A 20,802-nucleotide genomic window follows, 5' to 3' on the forward strand; every position below is an offset into this window, starting at 1 on the left:
AGGCACCCGGGCGCCAGCGCAACGTCAGGAACTGGACAGCTGCGGCTACGCGAGTCGGCGGGCGTGGGGTATTGGGACCTTGTCGTGGGGGGAGAGGAGCCACAGGGGGTTGCTGAAGCCGATGAGGGTGTTGTCGGTGTCGTACACCTCCACGCGGAGGTAGCTGCCGATGCCGCGTTTGAGGGTGAACGTGGTGGAGTCGTCGGTGAAGGCGTCGGCGGGTACGGCGTGCTTCTCGATGGACGGCGTACTCGCGCCGGAACGGTCGCAGAGGCCGACGACGACCTGCACTGTCGAGCCTGCGGGCAGATTCTGCGCGATGACTTCGACGGGGATCGCGGCCGCCGTGGTCTGGATGACCCGGCCCATCGCGCGGCGGCCGCGGATCGCGAGGTCGAGCCGCCCTGCCGACCAGAGCCGCTGATGGAACCACCAGGCTTGCCCGGACCGGAGTGCCGCGATGAGGTCCTTCGCCTCCTTCGACGGTGACCAGACCGAGGTGGTGTACAGGTGGGACTTGCCGCCCCAGTTCCGTCCGGCGTGGTCGTCGACCTGACTGGTCGCGGTCAGGAAGATCGCGTTGCGGGCGGCCGCGTCGTACTGGTTGATCCGGTCGTGGATCACGTCGAAGTTGCCGTCGGCGTTGGCCACCTCGGTCAGGTCGGTTCCGAGCGCCCGGGTCTGCACGAACTCGGCCGGCTTGATGTCCGGGTGGTTGTACTGCACGATCGCGCCGCGCTCCTGGTACCAGCGAACGACCTTCTCGGTGCCTTCGACGGAGCCGTCGAGCTTGGGTGCCTTGCCCTGGTCCGGGTACGGGTACAGCTCGAAGTTCTCCATGAAGACGTTCAGATGCCGGACCATCGATACCTCGGCCGCCAGCAACTGCTTCACGTTCGGGTACTGCTTGGCGTAGGCCTTCATCAGCTTCTGCTGGGTTTTGACCGGCCACCGCAACGGGTCACGGGTGCGGATGATCCGGAGGTGGTCGAAGACAGCCTGCGCGGTCGCGTTGTTGCGCGCGCGAACGCCGTACCGCAGCCGGGCCAGTCCGGAGTCCTCGGCGATGAGGTCCGGCCAGAACGCCTTGATGTCGTCGAGCAGACGCATCGTGAGGGCCTGCCAGCCGTCCTTCACCGGCACCGACACCACACCGGTCAGCGGCTTCTCGAGCACCCGGGCGCTCGTCGTACCGACGCGGTACTCCAGGACGTACACACCCGCCGGCCGGCCGTGGATCTCGGGCCGGTAGGACGTCTCCACCTGGACGACGAGCTCGGCGTCGGGCCCGATCTGCTCACCGAGTACGTCGATGGTGAGCGTCGTGTCGGAGATGTTCGTCGAGAAGAAGCTGTTGCCGGGGTCGCCCCACAGGTACGACACGCCCCAGTCCGCCGACGTCCCAGTCGCGGTGACGCGCAGCGCCTTGCCGTCCTCGTCCGGGCTGTGCGGATCGTCGACGAACGCGTGCGCCGTACCGCCGACCGTGCCCTCGTTCTGGACCGACCACGCCAGGTCGCCGTCCTCGTCCGTACCGTCGAAGGCGATGCCGTCGTCGTAGCCGTAAGCCTCCATCCGCCAGTCGTGGTCGGTCCACCAGACCACGTCGATGTTGTTCTTCGTCGCCTGCTCCAACTGCGAGAGCATGCTGGCGCCGCCTCCACCTGCGGCGTAACTGCCGCCCTCGCTGAAGCACGAGTGCGTGTGCAGCACCATGCTCACCGGCTTGAACCTCGGCGCCGGTGGTCGCGTGGTCTCGGCCGCCACGGCGGGTAGCTCCACACCACCGACAGCTGCGGCGATGCCGGCACCCAGGCCGGTTGCCAAGCCGGTTGCCAGGACGCGTCGGCGCGATAGGTCTCCTGCAGACATGCAGATTCCTTCCTCATCAGGCGATTGCCGTTCGAGGCTATGGACCTGCTGCCGAGCACGGGAACACTCAGGCAATCGAATTCCCCGAGGCGCGGGACAACGTTCACCAACGCCACGGACACCCTTCACGTTTGAAAGGTCAGTGGCTGAGATTCACGCTCTGTCCGGTGGTGATCGACTGCTCGATCGCGCAGATGATCTCCGTGACCAGTACGCCGTGGTCGATGCCCGGCCCGAGGTCGCCGCCGTCGACGAGTCCCGCCGCGAAGTCCTGAACCATCCACACGGCGGGGCCGACCTGTGATCGGCCGATCCGGCCGGAGACCGGCCACGCCGACCGGTACTTGTCGCTCACCACGGTGAGACCTTGATGCGACAGGTCCGCGGTCACCGACCCCTCGGTCCCGATCACCTGGAACCGGAAGTCGACGATGCCGTCACCGGCGTCCGGGAGCGTCCACGCCGACGAGAGCGTCGCGGTCGATCCGTCGCCGAAGGTGAGCAGCGCATGGACGACGTCCCAGGTGTCGATGCCGCGCTTGGCGAGGACACCACGCGATCCCACCGCGCTCACCGACACGGGCTTGCCGCCGGTGAGCCACAGGACCAGGTCGACGGTGTGCGGCATGAGAAACCAGGCCGGCGAGGACTGAGCCGCCCACGACAGCATGGTGGTCGGAACGAAGAAGGAGTTGCTCAGGGTGGCTGATGCCGTGATCGGTTCGCCGACGGACGCCATCGCTGCTTTGGCCTGCACCACGTGCGGGTTCCAGCGGTTCTCGAAGCCGACGAGGCATCGAACGCCCGCGCGGTGAACTGCCGCGGCAATGGCCTGCGCATCGTCCGAGGTGGTGGCGACCGGCTTCTCGATCAGCAGATGCTTACCGGCTTCAGCCAGGTCGACGGCGATCTGGCGGTGGGCGAAGTCAGGGGTCGCCACGATCACGGCGTCCGGATCGAACTTCTCGAGCAACTCGGAATGCGACGCGGTGACGGGCAGGCCGGTGGCGTCCCGCGCGCCCTCGGCCACCTTGGCCGAGGGCTCCGCGAGGCCGACGACGGTGACGTCCGGCTGAGCCTGCAGAGCCTCGGCGAACAACCTCCCGCGCAGCCCGGCGCCGACGATGCCAATGGTTACCATGAGCGACCCTTCAGGGAACGAGTGGATCAGAACAGGGTGAAGCCGCCGTCGACCTTCACGATCGAGCCGGTCATGAAGCTGGACGCGTCGCTGGCCAGGAAGATTGCCACCGGCCCCAACTCCGGCGGCAGCCCGTAGCGCTTCATGGCAGCGGGATCGACGCACCACTGTTTGAACTCCGGCTGGTCGACGGGCGACATCTCGGTGAGGAAGTACCCCGGCGCCATCGCGTTCACGCGGATCCCGTGCGGAGCCCACTCGGCCGCCAACGCCTTGGTCAACTGATGGACGGCGGCTTTGGACGAGAGGTACGACGCCTGCCAGCGGGGCTGGTTGACGATCTCGGCCGACATCGAACCGACGTTGACGATCGTGCCTCCGCCTCGCTCCGCCATCCGGCGCCCGACGGCACGACTGCAGTACCAGATCCCGTCGACGTTGACGGAGAACACCTCATGCCAGGCGGAATCGGGCGTCTCGAAGGCCCGCCCGGCGACGCCGATACCGGCGTTGTTGAGCAGTACGTCGATCTCGCCGAACTCGGTGCTCACCTGCTCGACCGCGCGTTCGACGTCGTCGACATCGGACACCTCGAGCTGTACGCCGTACGCGCGAATGTCGAGCTCGCTCAACTCGGCCGCGGCGGCTTGGGCCGAGGCGAGAGTTCGTGCTGTCACCGCTACCGAGGCACCGGCATCGCCGAGTGCTTCGGCCATCGCGCGTCCAAGGCCCCGGCTGCCGCCGGTGACGAGAGCGACCTTGCCCTCGAGTGAGAACTTCTGCAGGGCGTTCATGGTGTCCCTTCGGTGGCATGCGGGTGATCCGGTGGCTGCTGGCCTACATCTTCCACCGAAACACGCCTGAGCTTCTCGAGAAGGGCCAGGTCTCGCCCCTGGGGGGTGATGCCGCGGACGTCCGTACGACGCGACGATGGTGACCCTGCGAGACAGAGGGGGAGCACGATGTCGTCGGTGCGCGTGATGCGACTGGTCGTTCTGGCCGTGGCGGTCCTGGTTCTCGGCTCATGCGGCGGCGGCGACTCCGTCGGCACCCCGACTGTCGCGCCTTCGCGCTCAGCAGGCGAGCGGCCGGAAGGGACGGCGTCGGTTCCCAGCCCGACGCGGTCAGCAGGCCGTGCGGAAACCACCGCTCCCAGTCCCGAGGACACCGAGACAACCCGGACGCCGGCACGCCCCGAAACCACGGCCCCCAGTTCCGAGGACACGCAGCCGAACCCCACCCGGACGGTGACGCGCACCGAAACCACAGCGCCGCCCCCAGCGCCGACCCAGACAGAGACACGCACCGAAACCCTCGCGCCGACCCAGTCTCAGGCCGCCTCTCCGACCTCGCCGCCGACCTCGCCGGCCATCGCACCCACCTCGTCCGAGACATCCGGTACGCAGTCCTGGCTGTGGTGGGTCCTGATCGCGTTCCTGGTTGCGCTCGCCGTGGCGATACCTCTCCTGGTCCGAAGCCGGCATCACGCGGCCTGGCGGGACGACCTTGCCTCCGCTGAGGAGGAGGTGGCGTGGTTCGCCCGGTCGCTGATCCCCGAGCTCCGCCGGACGGGGTCGGTCGAAGCAGCCGCCGGCGGCTGGGCCATCGCCGCGAGCCGCGTGACTGCGGCCGAGGACCGCCTGACCGTACTGGAGGCGTCCGCACCCGACGAGTCCGCCCAAGCCCGAGCAGCCGCCCTTCGAGACGCCGTACGCTCCGGGCGGGTTCGCATGGAAGCCCTCCGCGAGTCCAGCAGCACAGAAACGATGTCCCAGGACCTGGACACCGTCGCCGCCGACCTGGAGGCAGCCCTGACACCACCAGTTCCAGCGGAGTGACCGGCGACCACGCCGCGGATCGCTCCGGATCCGCGGCACAGTCACTTCAAACGGTTGTCGGAGGTGGCTTCTAGAGTGCGCGCATGACTTCCGCGAGGTACGACGGAGACACCTGGGACCTGGCATCCAGCGTCGGCACGACCGCCACCGCGGCCGCGGCAGCCCGGGCGATCGCGAGCCGAACGGATCGACGGCTGATCGACGACCCGTTCGCCGAACCGCTCGTCCGGGCGGTCGGCATCGATCTCCTCACCAGGCTGGCGACCGGCGAAACACCTCCTGGCGATTTGGTCGAGCAAGTCTGGATCGACGTCGCCAAGGTGCGTACCGCGTTCTACGACGAGTTCTTCCTCGATGCGGCGAACGCCGGTGTGACGCAGGCCGTGATCCTTGCCTCGGGACTGGATTCCCGCGCGTACCGACTGCCCTGGCCGGCCGGAACCGTGGTGTACGAGCTCGACAAGCCCGAGGTCATCGAGTTCAAGACCCGCACCCTGGCCGAGCTGGGCACTGCGCCGACCGCCGACCGCCGAGTGGCCGCGGTCGATCTCCGCGACGATTGGCCCGCCGTACTGCGCGCCGCGGGATTCGACCCGGCCCGGCCGACCGCCTGGAGCGCCGAAGGCCTGCTCGGCTATCTGCCGCCCGAGGCGCAGGATCGCCTGCTCGACACCATCACCGAACTCAGCGCCCCGGGGAGCCGGATGGCCACCGAAAGCACGCCGAATCCTCAACCCGGCGACGAGGCCAGGACGAAGCAACGCCTGGATCGCATCTCCGAACAATGGCGCGAGCACAACTTCGACCCCGACATGGCGAGGGTGCGCTACTACGGCGAGCGCAACGAAGCCGCGCCCTACCTGACCCGCCAAGGCTGGACGCTGGACGCAATCACCATCCGCGACCTGCTCGCAGCCAACAACCTCCGACCCCTCACCGACGACGACATCCACCTGGGCGACGTCCGCTACATCACCGGCACCCTCGCCGAGTAGCAACTCCCCGGAGCTGTCGGATCTGCGCCATCGTGCTCGTAGTAAGGGTGAGCGGCTGTCCAGGAGGGGCGCCGTCCGAGCAACAGGAGATGATCCGAGATGCGGTACCTAGTTTCCGCGATCGACGACGAGACCAGTTCCGCCGGCCCGGGCGATCCGCAGGCCCCGGGCGCGTACAACAGCCGGCTCGAGGCCGAGGGGCACCTGGTCTTCGTCGGCGGGCTCGCAGCGCCCGGCACAGCCACGGTTATTGACAACCGGAACGGGAAACCGCTGGTCACCGACGGACCGTACCTGGAGTCGAAGGAGTACCTCGCCGGCTTCTGGGTCATCGAGGTACCCGACCTCGCCACAGCGCACAGGCTGGCCGCCGAGGCCTCCAAAGCCTGCAACCGCAAGGTCGAGGTACGCCCGTTCCAATGACCCGCAACTGCACGAACGGCCACGTGACGCGGCGGCCGCTCCCGGCGTACGGGAGCGGCCGTCTGCATCGTCAGCTGACGTGCGGGCGGTGGCCCGGCTCCTGGCGGGGGACGGACTGCTGGCTGCCGGGGATGGTCGGCAGCGGCAGCTGGGAGGCCTGGTACTGGGCGAGGTTGTACTGACCGGTGGTGTCCGGCAGGGTCGGCGCGTGTTTCGAGTCGCCGAACCGGAACGCGCCGGTCAGGTCGCCGACGGTCTCCCGTCGCCAGTCGCTGATGTTGGTCTCCTTCACGCCGGTGATGCGTTCCAGGAAGCGCAACTGCGAGGTGTGGTCGGAGGTCTCGGAGAAGACGTAGCCGCCGGTCGTCCACGGCGAGACGATGATGCACGGGACCCGGAAGCCCAGTCCGACCGGCAGGCCGGCGCCGTCCACCCCGGTGTTGGAGGTCTTGAACACGAACTCGTCGGGCGTGCCGGGCTTGGGGGTCGGCGGTACGACGTGGTCGAACATGCCGTCGTTCTCGTCGTACGACAGGATGAACACCGTCTTGGCCCACACCTCGGGGTTGGCGGCGATGGCGTCGATCTTGCCGGCCACGAAGGTCGCCCCGGCGGCAGGCAGCGCGGCCGGGTGCTCGTCGAAGCCCGACGGCGGGAGGATCCAGCTCACGGTGGGCAGTTGGTCGTTCATCGCGTCGTACTCGAACTGGCCCATCGGCTGGGTGACCATGCCGTTGTCGTACAGCGGGTCGCCGGGCTGCGCGTTGCCGAACTGCTTCCACTTGCTGATCGACGCCGCTCCGGTCTGGCCGCCGGGCTGGCGGTAGACCTTCCAGCTGACGCCCGCCTTCTGCAACCGCTCGGGGTACGTCGTCCAGCTGAACTGGTTCGCCGGTCCGCCGGTGGTCAGCGACGGTCCGCCGGCCAGGCCGTTGGGGTCGAGCGTGCCCGACATCCACATGTGCCGGTTCGGGGCCGTGGGGCCGAGGACCGAGCAGTGGTAGCCGTCGAGGATGGTGAAGGCCTCGGCGAGGGCGAACTGGAACGGGATGTCCTCGCGGGTGAAGTACCCCATCGTGTACTGGCCGTCGGTGGCGCCGTCGGAGGCCATGTGGGCGGGCACCCAGTTGTCGTTCTTCCCGCCGTTCAGCGCCTCGTGCTGCACGGTCCATTCGTGGCTCATCGACGGGATCGCCTGGGCGGCGGTGATCTTGGTGTTCAGCCGGTAGGGCAGCAGGTAGCCGTCCGGGTTCGACGGGTCCGGCTGGTAGATCACGTTCCGGCCGTTGGGCAGTCGCGCCGCGCGGGGGTCGCTGAAGCCCCGTACGCCGGACAGCGTGCCGTAGTAGTGGTCGAAACTGCGGTTCTCCTGCATGAGCATGACGACGTGCTTGATGTCCTTCAGCCCACCGTGCTTCGGGGGCGGTGACGCGAGCGCCGTACGGACGTTCGGCGGCAGCGCGAGCGAGGCCGCGGCCAGGCCGGCCGCTGCGGCGCCAGTGCCGAGCAGCCGGCGCCGGCTCATGCCCGCGGGTGCGTCAGGGGAGTCGTTCATGGTTACCTCACATCGACAGTCGAGTACGCCGCAACCGGCGCCCTGCGATCGTCGACCTCCGACCTGACCCACCGCTGATACCTCGATGGCGCGCTACCAAACGAACGGCAACCAATGCCATAGGCAACCGAGTGCGCGATGTCCGTCTTCATGGTGTTCAGGTCAGTGGCGGCTGCTCGCGGTCCAGTCCGCATCCGCGGGCGGGACCTCATCGCCGGTTGTCAGGTAAAGCCGGTCGATGCGGAGCCCGGACTTGCGGGCGAGAATCGACAGCACATGTGGTCCGGGGTGCAGCTCCACGTCGGACAGCAGTGTCCACAGCCAGATCTGCTGGGTTCCGAAGCTGTACAGGTTTCCACCCGAGTACTGCGCGTCGAGCGACAGCGGGGTTCCGTCGACCGCAAGCCAGCACGAGTCGTCGTCGCGGTCGTCGTATTTCGCCAGCAACCACACGTGGTAGCTGCCCTGCTTCGTGACGTCCACGGAGTAGTGCAGCCCTGGAGCCCGCACCGGGTCGTCCCATCGGAGGCCTCGCTCGGCGATGTGCACGGCCAGTCCGGAACCACCACCGGTCTCGGCCTGCGTGTGAGACCAGGTCACAGCTTCCGCATCGAGGCTCGGTGTCGTCCATGCGCTGGCCTGGTTGACGAGCGCGTACTCCGCCTCGAGCGCGAGGACACCGCCCTCCTCGACCACGACGCCGGCGCCGAGTTCCTCGAGGACGTTCTTCGTCCCGTCGTCACGGGTCCAGGAGTGCGGTGCGGCGAGGGCCTCCTGGGCCACCGCGTGGTTGGGCTTGAACGTTGTGTCCGTGTCCCAGAACCCGTGTCCGGCGTACACCACCGGCGGCGGTGGCACTGCGTCGGGATCGGTGCGGTAGATGTCTCGTGCGACGCGGGCGAGCTCTTGCTCGTCGACCAGATCGGGCGCCGGCTCCGGTGTCGCTTCTGTCGGCCGGCCGGTGTGCTGACTGAACTGCGGGCCGAGGTTGGAACTGCGCCGCGTACCGGTGTAGATCACGAGCTTGGAGACGGCGAGGCCCGGATCGACGGACTGGATGCGGAGGGTGTGCCGGCCGGCGTCGAGGTAGGGCAGCCGGGCCTGGAGCAGCTCGACGTTGTCCAGTACGGCGGTCGTCCAGGCGCCGCGGTACTCGTCGGTGGTCGGCGATTCGATCACTACCGGCGCGGCATCGTCGGCGCTGACTGCGACCCGGATCCGGCCGGTGGCGTCGAGGGTGGGAAGCCGGTGGAGTTCGAGCAGGTGCGCTCCAGCAGTGACGAGGTGTACGTCGTACTCCAGCACGGCATCGCGGTCTCCGCGCGCGACCGCTGCGCTGTTCTCGTACCGCCCGAGATGGGGCACCGTCACCCACGACGACGAGGCAACTTCGAGACGGCGCTCGGGCAGCGACGGGTCGATCGAGAGGTACCCGTCGGCCTCGACGGAGCCGATGAACCCCGGATCGGGAGCGAGGACGGACGGGACGCTCACCGTGACGGCGACCTCCGTTTCGTCGTCGAGGTTGCGGATCACGATCGTTCCTGACTGCCCGCGCCGGGCCTGCGCGTCCGGCACACTCACCGAGAGACGAGCCTCGGTGTCGATGACGCCAGACAGAGGGGAGACCTCGATCCAGTCGTCGGCGGCGACCTGGTATTTCAGACCGCCTGCACCGGTGGTGAAGACCTCGAGCCATTTGGTGGTGGCGCCGTACGACCAGAAATCGAGTCGGGGGTCCTCGGTCGCTACGTCGTCGCCCCACGGCAGTACGCCGAGACCGGGTGCGCCGATCGACAGGGCCGGCTTCGCCGCTGGGTACAGAGCCATCACCGGCGGCGGGAACTGGTCGGGAGTGAACATGTGTGCCCACTTCCCGCCCGACATGGTGTGGTTGTAGTAGTGCATCGCCGCCCGCTTGTGGCTGTCGAACCTGCGGGACAACGTCAGGTAGTGGTCGGCGGCAGACACTTTGCCCTGATCGAAGGCGAGTGTGCTTCGGTCGGCGTACCGGAACTGCGCGCTGGTCAGATAGGCGAGATGGATCTTGATTCCGATGAGCTGGAAGAAGGCGTCCCGCTCGTCGGCGGGCAGAGTGTCGTGGATCTCGTTGGTCCGCACGTACAGGCGGTGCAGGGCATCTAGCCGGCGTCCGGCCTCGTCGCCGTAGCCGGTCTGCGTGAACGTGTTCGAGCTCAGGTGCTCGATCTTGCGCTGGTTGGCCAGCTGGTAGTACTCGGCGTACAGGTGGGCGAGGTGCGAGCCGTGGCCGCCGGAGAACGTCTTGGCCGCCCACTGCTCGACGAAGCCGACGGCGTCGGAGGTGGAGGACTCCTTGCCGGCCTCCCAGGCGGATCGCAGGAAGAACTCCGTCTCGATCTCCAGCGGTTTGAGCCCACCGACGTTGTCGACCCAGAGGCGGCGGATCCCGCGGTCCCATGCCTTGGTCAGCTCATGGCGCATGAGCGCGAGTGGAGTCGAGGACGTCGCGAGGTAGCTGCGTGGCGGCTGTGACCAGTAGGAGGAGTGGTAGTACAGGCCGTGGCCGCCGGAGCGTTCGCGCTCTTCCGCGGAGGGGAAACGGCGGATGTAGCCGAAGTTGTCGTCGGCCCACACGATGGTCACGTCATCGGGTACGCGCAGGCCCGCGTCGTACAGCGGCAGAACCTCCTTGTACGGGATGAAGATCTGGGGTACCTCGTCAGCGCGGTCGCTGAGCTCGTGGGCGAGCAGCGCGCGCTGGTCGGCGATGACCTGCTCGAGCAGACGGACCCGCGCCGTGTGTTTGTCCGACTCGCTCAGCGTGCCGTCGGCGTCGATGGCCGCGGTGGAGAACCCGTAGTCGTGGATGCCGCGCATGCCCACGGTCCAGGTGACGTCGAAGGCACGGTTCTGCTCGATGCTTCCGCGCCAGTACTCGAGCAGCTTGTCCCGGTTGCGGCCTGGCAACGAGTAGTCGTACACGACCGGCTCACCTTGGTCGGCGACCCATGGGTCGAACTCGTGCTCGTTGGAGCGCAGCAGCATGTCGCAGTGGCTGCCGCCGATCACGATGCCCATCGCGTGAGCCAGCCGGCCGTTGGCCGGGTCCTGATTGAACGCGTTGACGTGCATCGCCGGCCACAGGTAGTTCGCCTTGAGGCGCAGCAGGAGTTCGAAGACGCGCCGATAGGTCTCCGGTCCGATCGTGCCGTCAGCGGTGTGGCTGCGGGCCCAGGCGTCGAGCTCCTCCTCGTCGTTCAGGAAGATCCCGCGGTACCGGACGGACGGCCAATCGGCCCTGGTTCCGCGCGCGATGGTGACGTGTTCGCGCCGGCGGACCGGAACGTCGCCCCACCAGTGCCACGGCGAGACTCCGATCGCCTCGCACAGGTCGTAGATGCCGAAGATCGTGCCGCGCCGGTCGGCGCCGGCGAGATAGACCGCGTCCGGTCCGGACTGGATCACGAACCCCTCCCAGCGCAACCCGCCACCGGGCGCCGTGAGCGCCGAGACGTCCAGGTCGCCGCGGGCGATCGCTTCGTCGATCGCCGGTGACACCCCGATGGTCCCGATCACCAGCCGCGCTCCGGCAGCCTGCGCCGAGATCGTCGCGTGGGCTCCGCAGACCGTCTCCAGGTCCCGGCAGAGGTCCTCGGCGGCGCGACGGACGGCCCCGTCCTCGGCGCCGCCGAGCGCGATGGTCGTGGCCCGATCGCGCGCTGCGACAAGGGTTCCTCCGTCGCGGCTCTCAGCGACATAGCTGCTGGTCATGGCATCTCCGATGGTGTCCAAGGTGCGACATGGAACCGTCGCGTCAGATGACGCGCTCACGGCGGTGGCCGAGTCAACTTAGCTGAGCTCAACACCGACGATTTCTTGGGTTCTCGCTGACTGGACAGTGAGCATAGGCGATGTTGACGAACTCTGGAACCGTTGTCATGATGGCCGCAGTTCCAGAGTGTTGTCACCGGGGATCGGCCTGCGCCGCGGCGTGCCGTTCCCTCGAGCAGAGGAGTGGTGCGATGGGCGACGAGGCTGACCAGCCGTCGCTGAGAGGCGGCGACGCATGAGCGTTGCCGAGTTGCAGCAGCTGACGAGGCGCCGGGGCGGGCCGAGAGCCAAGGGCGACACGCCCGACAACAAGGCAGCCCTGATCTTCCTCGGGCCCTGGCTGGTCGGAGTGGTTGCGCTGACGATCGGCCCCCTGATCGCCTCGCTGTACCTCGCCTTCACGAACTACAACCTGCTGCAGGACCCGAAGTTCGTCGGTCTGGACAACTTCGTCCGGATGTTCTCCGACGATCGGCTGCATCATTCGCTGAGGGTCACGTTCGTCTACGTGCTGGTCGGTGTGCCGGGCCAGTTGAGCGTGGCGCTCGCCCTGGCGATCCTGCTGGACAGTGGCATGAGCGGGCTCACGTTCTACCGGTCGGCGTTCTACCTGCCGTCCCTGTTGGGGTCGAGCGTCGCGATCGCCGTACTGTGGCGGCTGATCTTCGGCGGCGAGGGACTGTTCAACAGCGTCCTCGGCTTCTTCGGCCTGCAGACTCACACCAGCTGGATCGCCAACCCGGGTACGTCGCTGTGGACGATCATCGTGCTGCACATCTGGACGTTCGGTTCACCGATGGTGATCTTCCTGGCCGGCCTGCGGCAGATTCCCCGCGAGCTCTACGAGGCCGCCTCCACCGACGGCGCGGGAACGTGGCGCACCTTCACCTCGATCACCCTGCCGCTGCTGACTCCGATCATCTTCTTCAACCTCGTGCTGGCGATCATCAACTCGTTCCAGGCGTTCACGCAGGCCTTCGTGGTGTCGGGCGGCACCGGCGGTCCCAGCGATTCGACCTTGTTCTACACGCTGTACCTGTACCAGGAGGGCTTCGGCTCGTTCCGGATGGGGTACGCGTCCGCGCTGGCCTGGCTGCTGGTCGTGATCGTCGGCGCCTTCACCGCGATCAACTTCTGGGCCTCGAAGTACTGGGTGCACTATGACGACTGAGACTTGGTGGACCCGGACCCGGCGGATCGCGCGGCAGGTGCTGATGATCGCGGCCGTGCTGCTTGCCCTGTATCCCGTGCTCTGGATGCTCGTCAGCTCGCTGCGGCCGGACGGGCACATCTTCTCCAACCCGTCGCTGCTGCTGAACACGTTCGAGACCTCGAACTACACCCGTGGCTGGTCGGCGCTCACCCGGCCGTTCAGTACCTATCTGCTGAACTCGGCGGTCGTGGTGCTGGGCGCGATCATCGGCAACCTGGTGACCTGCTCGATGGCTGCCTACGCCTTCGCGCGACTGAGATTCCGGTTCCAGAAGCCGGCGTTCGCGTTGATGCTGCTGATGATCATGATCCCGATCCATGTCGTGATCGTTCCGCAGTACGTGATCTGGGCGCAGGCGCACCTGATCAACACGTTCTGGCCGCTGATCGTCCCGAAGTTCCTGGCCACGGACGGCTTCTTCGTCTTCCTGATGGTCCAGTTCATCCGCGGGCTGCCGCGGGAACTGGACGAGGCCGCCCGGATCGACGGTGCGGGCCACGGCCGGATCTTCTTCCAGATCCTGTTGCCGCTGATGACCCCGGCCCTGGCGACCACGGCCATCTTCACGTTCATCTGGACCTGGAACGACTTTTTCAGCCAGCTGATCTACCTGACCGATCCCAACCTCTACACGGTGCCGGTCGCGCTGCGGTCGTTCGTCGACGCACAGTCGCAGTCGTCGTACGGCTCGATGTTCGCCATGAGCGTCGTCTCGGTCATCCCTTTGTTCCTCGCGTTCACCTTCGGGCAGAAGTACTTGATCCGCGGCATCGCGACCACCGGCGGCAAGTAGCCGGGCACCTTCCATCCAGAAAGCAGGACAACAGCCATGCGTTTGAGAATTCGACGCGCTGCCGCCGGCGCGGTCACGATCGCTCTGGCCTCCCTCGGTCTGGCCGCCTGTGGCGTCGGCACCGACGCCGGGTCGGGCAAGCCGGCCGAGCTCAGCCAGGGTGACGTGAACCTCCGGGTCAACTGGTGGGGCGGCGACGCCCGGACCAAGCTGACCCAGACCGCGATCGCCGCGTTCGAGAAGAAGCATCCGACCATTCACGTGACCGGCGAGTTCTCCGACTGGAACGGCTACTGGGACAAGCTCGCCACGGCGACGGCCGGCGGGAACTCTCCCGACGTCATCCAGATGGATCAGCTGTACCTCGCTTCGTACGCCGACCGCGGCGCGCTCACTGACCTGTCCAAGATCAGCCAGCTCAACACGTCCGCTCTCGACCCGTCCGTGCTCGGGATGGGGCGGACCAAGGACGGCCTGTACGCGATGCCGATCTCCACCACGGCGTTCGGTCTGCTGGTCAACAAGGACACCCTCGACAAGCTGGGCATCTCGCTCCCCGACACGAACACCTGGACCTGGGACCAGTTCGACGCGTTCGCGCGCTCGATCACGGACAAGTCCGGCGGCAAGGTGTACGGCACGACCCCCTGGGGCAACGAGTACTCGCTGGAACTCGCCGCCCGGCAGGCCGGCGACCAGATGTTCAAGGACGGCCAGATCGTCATCAAGCCCGAGACGGTGGCCGGCTACTTCCAGCGGGCCCTCGACTGGTCCAAGGACGGCGCCTCGCAGCCGGCGTCCCAGTTCGCCGAGCAGGCCTCGGCGACTCTCGAACAGTCCGACTTCGCCACCGGCAAGTCCGCGATGATCTTCACCCAGGTGTCCCAGCTGACGGCGTACGCCAAGGCCGCGGGGGATGCGAACGTCGTCGTCGCCAAGCTGCCGACCGATGCGAACGCGGGCAAGTACTTCTACTTCAAGCCGGGCATGTACTGGTCCGTTTCCGCCAAGAGTGCACACCCGGCCGAGGCCGCCCTGTTCGTCGACTTCATGGTCAACGACCCGGACGCGGGGGCCATTCTCGGCACCGAACGCGGACTGCCCGCCAATCCCACGGTCGTCAAGGCGATCACCGGCCACCTTGACGCCAATGACAAGAAGGTCGTCGACTACACCGACGCCATGACGCCCGACCTGGGGCAGGCCCCGGAGATCGTCCCGAACGGCGCCAGCGACACCGACACCCTGATCCTTCGCTACCTGCAGGACGTGCTCTTCGGCAAGAAGACGCCGCAGCAGGCCGCCGACGGACTGATCGGCGAGCTCAAGTCAGGAATCAGCGCCGCACAGTAGGACGCGCTCGTACGGCGTGGGTCCAGGCGGCTCACGCCGTACCGGCATGTCATCCACGCGATGGGGTGCTTGCGCGGACCGTGATGCGGGCCTCGAAGTGCTCGGCCCGCCGCTGTTCCGCGGGAATGGACGTCGCCATGTCCACCACAGCCGCTCCGACGGCCTCCAGTGCCAGGTTCACGCTGGTCAGACCAGGAGTGACGTCATCGGCGTCGACGACGTCGTCGAAGCCTGCCACGCCGATGTCGGTGCCCGGAACGAGGCCGATCGTCCGCATCGCGCTCATCGCCCCGAGGGCCATGGTGTCGGTCGCCGCGACCAGCGCGTCGACGTCCGCGCGGCGGGCCGACAGCAACTCGGTCGCCGCTGCGTACCCGCCTTCGCGCGACATCGGAACGTCACGCAGGTGTGCGACGTGGTCGACGTGAACTCCCGTCTGCCGTGCTCCCTCGGCGATCCCGGTCTCCCAGGACCGGACGCCCGACGAGTCTCCGTTCGGCCGGATCAACGCGACCGAGCGGTAGCCGAGCTCGGCGAGCGAGGTGATCAGCAGCCGGGCGCCCTCGCGCCGGGGAACGATCGCCGTGTCGAAAGGCAGTTCGTCCTCGCCGGCCACGACGATGCGCCCGCCGTCGCGCTCGTACCGCTCGAGCTCGCGCAAGAGCGCCGCGTGCGAGGTGTTCGTGCCGCCCCGGGCTCCGGCGAGCACGAGGGCCAGTGGTCGCTGGCTACGCAGCATCCGGATGACCCGGACCTCGTCGTCGGCGGCGTGCTCGGTCCCGCTGATCGTGACCATCAGGCCGCGGTGCCGAGCCGCGTTGATCGCCCCGTGGACCAACTGGGCGTTGTACGGGTCGCGGATGTCAGAGACCACCATGGCGATCGTCGGGGTCGCACCGGTCGTGGTCGCGCGCGCCGACGAGTTCGGGCGGTACCCCAGCTTGGTCGCCGCGTCGTGGACCCGCAGGCGGGCGTCGTCGGTCACGTAGCGAGACGCCGGATCCAGAGCTCGCGATGCCGTCGCCAGACCGACGCCCGCCGCCTTGGCGACGTCCCGCAAGGTGACGACCGGACGCCTGGCCCCGGATCGAGTCGTTGCTCCGTCGTCATTGTCTTTGGCCACGCAATGATTGTCCCATCGCGTCCCTGAGCGATGCTATGACCATGCACGCAGTCGCCGGCCCGGGCCGGCGTGACGATCGGAGTCGAATCGGTGGCAGCTGACCAGCCGACGGGCACCGCAACCCTCCGGGACGTTGCGAGGGTGGCAGGTGTGTCGCCGTCGACGGCCTCCAGGGTCCTCAACGGCGGCGGCCGCGCGGTCAGCGACGATCTCTCGGTGCGTGTCCTGGCTGTGGCCGACGCCCTCGGCTACGTCAGCAATCAGGCAGCTCGAGCGCTGCGTGGCCAGCGCTCAGGAGTGGTCCTCCTGGGCGGTGATCCGCGCACCGCCTCCATCGCCGCGATGGGTGCCGGCATGGAGGAAGCCGGTCGTGAGCGGGACGTTGCCGTCAGCATCACCGCGGTCGGGCCCGACGCCGAGACCCACCTTGCGGCGCTACGGATCCTGCGTGGCCTGCGCCCGCTGGCCCTGGTCGTGACCAGCGCCAGCTTCGTCGGTACGGACCGGGAGTTGATCCTCGCCGAACTCGAGGCCGCCCATCGTGAAGGGGCGAACGTGGTGTTCATCGGCGAGCACGACTACGACTTTCCCGCCGTACGGTTCGACGACGTCGAGATCGGCCACCTCGTCGCGCGTCACATGGCGTCGCTCGGGCGCCGGCGGCCGGCGATCCTGACCTCGGCCGGCCACCCGGCCATGGAGGGCCGCACGCAGGGGTTCCTCGAAGCTCTTGCGGCGGCGGGGTACGACCGCGATGCCATCGCCGTCGAGAGCGTCGAGATCTCGCGAGAGGGCGGCCGTACGGCGACCAGGCGGTTGCTCGAACGCGCCGACAAGCCGGACATGCTCCTGGCCGGCAACGACGTGCTGGCGATCGGAGCGATCCATGAGGCCCACGAGGCAGGGCTGAACGTCCCGCGGGACATCGCCGTGTCAGGCGTCGACGACATCCCGATCGCCCGTGACATCACCCCGCCCCTGACCACTGTCTCGCTGCCCTTCATGGAGGCGGGGAGGGCGGCGCTCGCCATGGCCCTTGACGGCGACGACCAGTCCGACATCCATCTGCAGAGCCGCCTGATCATCCGCGACAGCACCGTGCCAGCCTGACCCCTGCACTGCGAGACCCCTGCGGCCCGTTGTGGAACCGTTGTCTGATTGATGTCCACTTCCGGTCAGATTCTCTTGTTTGCGCCGTTGACGGAGATTGGAACCGTTGGCACACTCGGCAAGGGATCGGCGAACAGGGAGGAACAGGAACCATGACCAAAGTGAGGCGTTGGGTCACGCACCTCGTCGTACCGGCAGTCGGTGTGACGATGGTCGTCGCCGGTGCGGCTCCCGCATCCGCAGCGCTGCCGGCAGAGTCGCCGAAGTCGGCGCCTTCGTTCGCCGGGTACACCGACAAGACCGCTCTGAAGACCGAGGGGCGCAGCGTCGTGGACAACGGCGCGCTTCCCGTCGTGGACGGCTCGGCACCGCCGAGACGGGGCGGGACCACCTACTACGTGGACTCCGCCGGCGGTGACGACACGGCGAAGGGCAAGTCGCCGTCGACTGCCTGGAAGACGTTGGCGAAGGTCAACGCGACGGCGTTCGGACCTGGTGACCGGATTCTGCTGAAGGCCGGCAGTTCGTGGAGCGCCGAGGGTGACCAGGTCGCCAAGGAGGCGTACGACTACACCCAGTGGACGGCCGGCCAGCCGACGGACGTCGCGGGCACCGACCCGACCGCGCTGCTGGCGCCGAAGGGCTCCGGCTCGGCCGCCAGGCCGATCATCTTGTCGAGCTACGGTGACGGCGCTGCCCCCGAGCTGAACGGCCGCGGGGTCGTCAACGACGTAGTGCAGTTGAACAACCAGGAGCACTGGGACATCTCGAACGTCGAGATCAGCAACGTGACGGACGGCTTCGATCCGTCGAAGTTCCAGCCTGGCAAGAACCAGGGGCTGTTGCCGGGGGAGGAGAACCCGTTGACCGGCGACCTGCGCGGCATCCACGTGCAGGCCGAGAATTCGGGGACGCTCGCGGGGTACAGCATCCACAACGTCTTCGTCCACGACGTCAGCGGCGTCATGTGGTCGATCGGCAGCACCGGACTCGACCGCTCGAAACGCACCGGAGGCATCCTGTTCGAGGGCCTCAAGGGCGACGCGCAGACGGTCTCGCAGTTCGAGGACATCACGGTGAAGGACAACTATGTCGCGAACACCGCGTTCGCGAACGTGATCTTCAAGCAGTTCTCCGGGATGGGTGAGAACCGCTACAAGGACGTCGAACCCGGCTGGGGCGACCGCGCCGTCGGCAAGGCCGCGAACGACGGCACGGTCACGGCCGACCCGGACTGGCGCCCCCATCAGGACATCGAGGTCTCGGGCAACTACCTGACCAACCGGGACACGCAGTACGGCTGGGACTCGCTCTATCTGACCAGCGTCCAGCGCGCCACCGTCGAGGGCAACGTCATCGACGGCGCGGGCGTGTCGGGCATCGAGATGTACTACACGGACAATGTCGTCGTCCAGAACAACGAGGTCGCCGAGCTGGAGACGCGCGTCAACGCCGCCGACTCGAACGGAATCGACCCGGACCGCGGCTCGACGAATATCCTTGTCCAGGGCAACTACATTCACGACTCCGGCGAGGGCGTCCTGCTGTGCGGCTTCGGCTTCGGCTCGGCGGTGGTGCGGTACAACATCATCCAGGACGTCGACCGGAACTACGTCAATCCGCACGGCGACAGCGGCGTGAACGTCGTCTACAACAACCTGATGTACAACACGCAGCGGCCGGTGAAGAACAACACCGTCGGATTCTTTGAGTCCTCCGGGACCGCGAGCTCGATCCTGACCGCGAAGAACGCGCACTACGTCCTGAACAATGTGTTCGTCAACACCCGAGCAGACGTCACGGCCGCCCAGTTCCGGGCCGCCTATCCCGGCGTCCGGTTCAGCAACAACGCGTACTACGGCCCGCAGGTTTCCGCGCCGGACGCGGACCCGAACGCGATCACCGCGGATCCCCGGCTGGGTGGCAACCCGGAAACCGACGTCGCGAATGCGGCGCCGGTGTCGAGCAGTTCACCGCTGATCTCGGCAGGTACCACGGTCGATCTGTCCGCGATCGCGCCTGGGTTCGACGCGACCGGGAACGCTCTCACGACCCAGTTGCCGCTGCGCGTCGACTTCTCCGCTGCAGACGTGACCACGCCACCCACGGTGGGGCCGGCGTCGTACCGCCCCGCTGACGGCAATGGCCTGCTGACCGGCATGGTCATGGCCCAGGACGGTCACGCCGTACCCGGCGCCACCGTCACCTTCGGTCCCGGCACCACGATCACCGACGCCCGTGGCCGGTACGTGATCGAGGTCTCCGCCGGCAAGTACACCCTGACCCCATCGGCCGAGGGGTTCGAGGACGGACAGGGCGTCAAGCTGCGAGTCCGCGACGGCGCGATGCTCCGCGCCGACCTGACTCTCGGCGGAGCAGCAGACAGCGGCCACTAGGTGTCTTCGCTCATGAGGTTGGTAGCGGTGGGTTGGGTTTGAGGTGAGGAGAACCTCCGGTTGTGGCGTAGCCTGTCGAGCCCCAACCGGAGGTTCCCGTCTCGTCCGGCTATTCCAGCCCGGCGGTGCTCAGTCGCAGTGCTTGCTGTGAGCGCTGTCGCACTCGGCGCGTCCACCACGGCGGCAAATCACCCCGCCGAGAACGGCAAGTCGTCGGGCACACTCACTTGGCAGCGGCGCAGGGCGCAGTCAGGGATGTCTGTCCAACGAACATCGCTGTCCGGGCAGGCGCTTTGAGGTGCTCGAACAGTCGGCCTACCTTCGATGCGACGAAGGCCGGGTGTGTCTGCCCGGCGTACCTGCTCCGATGACTGAGGAGGCCGGACGAGATGCTGGACACGACCGTGCGCTACGTCACCGAGGACCAGCTCGCCAGCTATCACGAGGACGGGTACTTGCTGGTCAAGGGTCTGCTCGAGCCGGAAGAGGCCGCGATGTACCGCGCTGAGCAGCACGCCTTGGCGCGGCGGCTGGCGTCGCCGGATACGGCTGATCCGACCTGGGGGTCGGCCCGGGAACTCACCGACGCACCGACCGCGCTGTCGGGCTGGCATGACGTGCAGTTCTACTCGGCGGCCTTCAGCCGGCTGATCACCGACGACCGGTTGACGGGCGTGGCAGCGGCCCTGATGGGTACGCCGAATGTCCAGCTGCATCACACCAAGGTGTTCATCAAGCCTCCCGAGAACGGGTCGCCGTTCCCGATGCACCAGGATCACCCGTTCTTCCCGCACAGCAAGCACTCCGTGCTCGCCGCGATCGTGCACCTCGACGACGCGCCGGAAGACAGGGGCTGCGTGCGGGTGGTGCCCGGCAGCCACAAGCTCGGCCCGCTCGACCATCTCCAGGACGGTCTGCCGCACCTGGCGGCGGATCGGTTCCCGATCGAGGCGGCGGTTCCGGTCGAGGCCGAGGCCGGCGACGTGCTCTTCTTCGGGTACCTGACGGTGCACGGGTCGGGGGTCAACGTCAGCTCCGAAGCACGGACGACGCTGCTGGTGCAGATGCGCGATCCACAGGACAGGCCGACCGAGGACCTGCATCCGTCGCGGGGACAGGGGATGATGTTGCGGGGGATCGACCCGGACGCGCGAGCCTGACCGCGCCTCGGCTTTGC

15 protein-coding genes are annotated in these 20,802 nt (G+C 67.6%); 9 read left to right on the forward strand and 6 right to left on the reverse strand.

The features are described from left to right. Positions 1–45: 45 nt before the first annotated feature. The 3 genes from AB0I34_RS07745 to AB0I34_RS07755 all read right to left on the reverse strand — a co-directional run bounded on the left by AB0I34_RS07745 (position 46) and on the right by AB0I34_RS07755 (position 3,807). Positions 46–1,872: a hypothetical protein gene (locus tag AB0I34_RS07745; protein WP_360441161.1), complete on the reverse strand. Its 1,827-nt coding sequence runs from the start codon at positions 1,870–1,872 to the stop codon at positions 46–48. A 139-nt stretch (positions 1,873–2,011) separates the two neighbouring features. Next, a complete protein-coding gene (locus AB0I34_RS07750) occupies positions 2,012–3,013 on the reverse strand; it encodes a Gfo/Idh/MocA family oxidoreductase (protein ID WP_360441164.1) in 1,002 nt (333 codons plus the stop codon). A 26-nt stretch (positions 3,014–3,039) separates the two neighbouring features. Further along, positions 3,040–3,807, reverse strand: a complete 768-nt coding sequence (locus AB0I34_RS07755; RefSeq protein WP_360441167.1) for a glucose 1-dehydrogenase — start codon at positions 3,805–3,807, stop codon at positions 3,040–3,042. A gap of 186 nt (positions 3,808–3,993) precedes the next feature. Between AB0I34_RS07755 and AB0I34_RS07760 the strand changes: the two genes are divergently transcribed. The 3 genes from AB0I34_RS07760 (at position 3,994) to AB0I34_RS07770 (ending at position 6,269) form a co-directional block, all read left to right on the forward strand. After that, the gene (locus AB0I34_RS07760; protein ID WP_360441170.1) at positions 3,994–4,851 is read left to right on the forward strand and encodes a hypothetical protein; all 858 of its coding nucleotides are present in this window, start codon (positions 3,994–3,996) and stop codon (positions 4,849–4,851) included. Between the two features lie 83 nt (positions 4,852–4,934). Continuing rightward, positions 4,935–5,846, forward strand: coding sequence for a class I SAM-dependent methyltransferase (locus AB0I34_RS07765; protein WP_360441172.1), 912 nt, complete (start codon positions 4,935–4,937; stop codon positions 5,844–5,846). Positions 5,847–5,945: 99 nt separating this feature from the next. Then, positions 5,946–6,269: a YciI family protein gene (locus tag AB0I34_RS07770; protein ID WP_360441175.1), complete on the forward strand. Its 324-nt coding sequence runs from the start codon at positions 5,946–5,948 to the stop codon at positions 6,267–6,269. Between the two features lie 70 nt (positions 6,270–6,339). Here the strand turns inward: AB0I34_RS07770 and AB0I34_RS07775 are convergent, their stop codons facing one another. Next, on the reverse strand, positions 6,340–7,824 hold the full coding sequence (locus tag AB0I34_RS07775) for an alkaline phosphatase family protein (protein WP_360441178.1): 1,485 nt from the start codon (positions 7,822–7,824) through the stop codon (positions 6,340–6,342). A 162-nt stretch (positions 7,825–7,986) separates the two neighbouring features. Then, positions 7,987–11,577, reverse strand: a complete 3,591-nt coding sequence (locus AB0I34_RS07780; protein WP_360441181.1) for a glycosyl hydrolase 115 family protein — start codon at positions 11,575–11,577, stop codon at positions 7,987–7,989. Between the two features lie 295 nt (positions 11,578–11,872). Here AB0I34_RS07780 and AB0I34_RS07785 point away from each other — a divergent pair, with 295 nt between their 5' ends. Genes AB0I34_RS07785 through AB0I34_RS07795 form a run of 3 tightly spaced genes read left to right on the forward strand, consistent with a single transcriptional unit; the run spans position 11,873 to position 14,996 of the window. Further along, positions 11,873–12,808, forward strand: a complete 936-nt coding sequence (locus AB0I34_RS07785; protein ID WP_360441184.1) for a sugar ABC transporter permease — start codon at positions 11,873–11,875, stop codon at positions 12,806–12,808. Beyond that, on the forward strand, positions 12,798–13,643 hold the full coding sequence (locus AB0I34_RS07790) for a carbohydrate ABC transporter permease (RefSeq protein WP_360441187.1): 846 nt from the start codon (positions 12,798–12,800) through the stop codon (positions 13,641–13,643). The genes AB0I34_RS07785 and AB0I34_RS07790 overlap by 11 nt, the downstream gene beginning before the upstream one ends. Positions 13,644–13,679: 36 nt before the next feature. Beyond that, positions 13,680–14,996, forward strand: a complete 1,317-nt coding sequence (locus AB0I34_RS07795; protein WP_360441190.1) for a sugar ABC transporter substrate-binding protein — start codon at positions 13,680–13,682, stop codon at positions 14,994–14,996. 49 nt (positions 14,997–15,045) lie between these two features. On the opposite strand, the gene AB0I34_RS07800 is transcribed toward AB0I34_RS07795, so the two are convergent. Next, positions 15,046–16,119, reverse strand: coding sequence for a LacI family DNA-binding transcriptional regulator (locus AB0I34_RS07800; RefSeq protein WP_360441193.1), 1,074 nt, complete (start codon positions 16,117–16,119; stop codon positions 15,046–15,048). 90 nt (positions 16,120–16,209) lie between these two features. On the opposite strand from AB0I34_RS07800, the gene AB0I34_RS07805 reads away from it, so the two are divergent. From AB0I34_RS07805 to AB0I34_RS07815, 3 genes are all read left to right on the forward strand, one after another. Continuing rightward, positions 16,210–17,229 carry a LacI family DNA-binding transcriptional regulator gene (locus tag AB0I34_RS07805; RefSeq protein ID WP_360441196.1) on the forward strand — a complete coding sequence of 340 codons (1,020 nt, stop codon included), beginning with the start codon at positions 16,210–16,212 and terminating at the stop codon, positions 17,227–17,229. Between the two features lie 152 nt (positions 17,230–17,381). Continuing rightward, on the forward strand, positions 17,382–19,625 hold the full coding sequence (locus AB0I34_RS07810) for a right-handed parallel beta-helix repeat-containing protein (protein ID WP_360441199.1): 2,244 nt from the start codon (positions 17,382–17,384) through the stop codon (positions 19,623–19,625). 389 nt (positions 19,626–20,014) lie between these two features. Continuing rightward, the gene (locus AB0I34_RS07815; protein WP_360441202.1) at positions 20,015–20,785 is read left to right on the forward strand and encodes a phytanoyl-CoA dioxygenase family protein; all 771 of its coding nucleotides are present in this window, start codon (positions 20,015–20,017) and stop codon (positions 20,783–20,785) included. Positions 20,786–20,802 lie beyond the last annotated feature (17 nt).

Origin of the sequence: Kribbella sp. NPDC050281 (assembly GCF_040655855.1) — a bacterium.
Taxonomy (GTDB): domain Bacteria; phylum Actinomycetota; class Actinomycetes; order Propionibacteriales; family Kribbellaceae; genus Kribbella.

Excerpts from the sequence above, each read along its gene's own strand:
- AB0I34_RS07775 (WP_360441178.1), bottom strand. The coding sequence starts at position 7,824 with ATGAACGACTCCCCTGACGCACCCGCGGGCATGAGCCGGCGCCGGCTG.
- AB0I34_RS07770 (WP_360441175.1), top strand. The coding sequence starts at position 5,946 with ATGCGGTACCTAGTTTCCGCGATCGACGACGAGACCAGTTCCGCCGGC.
- AB0I34_RS07815 (WP_360441202.1), top strand. The coding sequence starts at position 20,015 with ATGCTGGACACGACCGTGCGCTACGTCACCGAGGACCAGCTCGCCAGC.
- AB0I34_RS07785 (WP_360441184.1), top strand. The coding sequence starts at position 11,873 with ATGAGCGTTGCCGAGTTGCAGCAGCTGACGAGGCGCCGGGGCGGGCCG.
- AB0I34_RS07765 (WP_360441172.1), top strand. The coding sequence starts at position 4,935 with ATGACTTCCGCGAGGTACGACGGAGACACCTGGGACCTGGCATCCAGC.
- AB0I34_RS07795 (WP_360441190.1), top strand. The coding sequence starts at position 13,680 with ATGCGTTTGAGAATTCGACGCGCTGCCGCCGGCGCGGTCACGATCGCT.
- AB0I34_RS07810 (WP_360441199.1), top strand. The coding sequence starts at position 17,382 with ATGACCAAAGTGAGGCGTTGGGTCACGCACCTCGTCGTACCGGCAGTC.
- AB0I34_RS07750 (WP_360441164.1), bottom strand. The coding sequence starts at position 3,013 with ATGGTAACCATTGGCATCGTCGGCGCCGGGCTGCGCGGGAGGTTGTTC.
- AB0I34_RS07745 (WP_360441161.1), bottom strand. The coding sequence starts at position 1,872 with ATGTCTGCAGGAGACCTATCGCGCCGACGCGTCCTGGCAACCGGCTTG.
- AB0I34_RS07755 (WP_360441167.1), bottom strand. The coding sequence starts at position 3,807 with ATGAACGCCCTGCAGAAGTTCTCACTCGAGGGCAAGGTCGCTCTCGTC.
- AB0I34_RS07780 (WP_360441181.1), bottom strand. The coding sequence starts at position 11,577 with ATGACCAGCAGCTATGTCGCTGAGAGCCGCGACGGAGGAACCCTTGTC.
- AB0I34_RS07760 (WP_360441170.1), top strand. The coding sequence starts at position 3,994 with ATGCGACTGGTCGTTCTGGCCGTGGCGGTCCTGGTTCTCGGCTCATGC.
- AB0I34_RS07790 (WP_360441187.1), top strand. The coding sequence starts at position 12,798 with ATGACGACTGAGACTTGGTGGACCCGGACCCGGCGGATCGCGCGGCAG.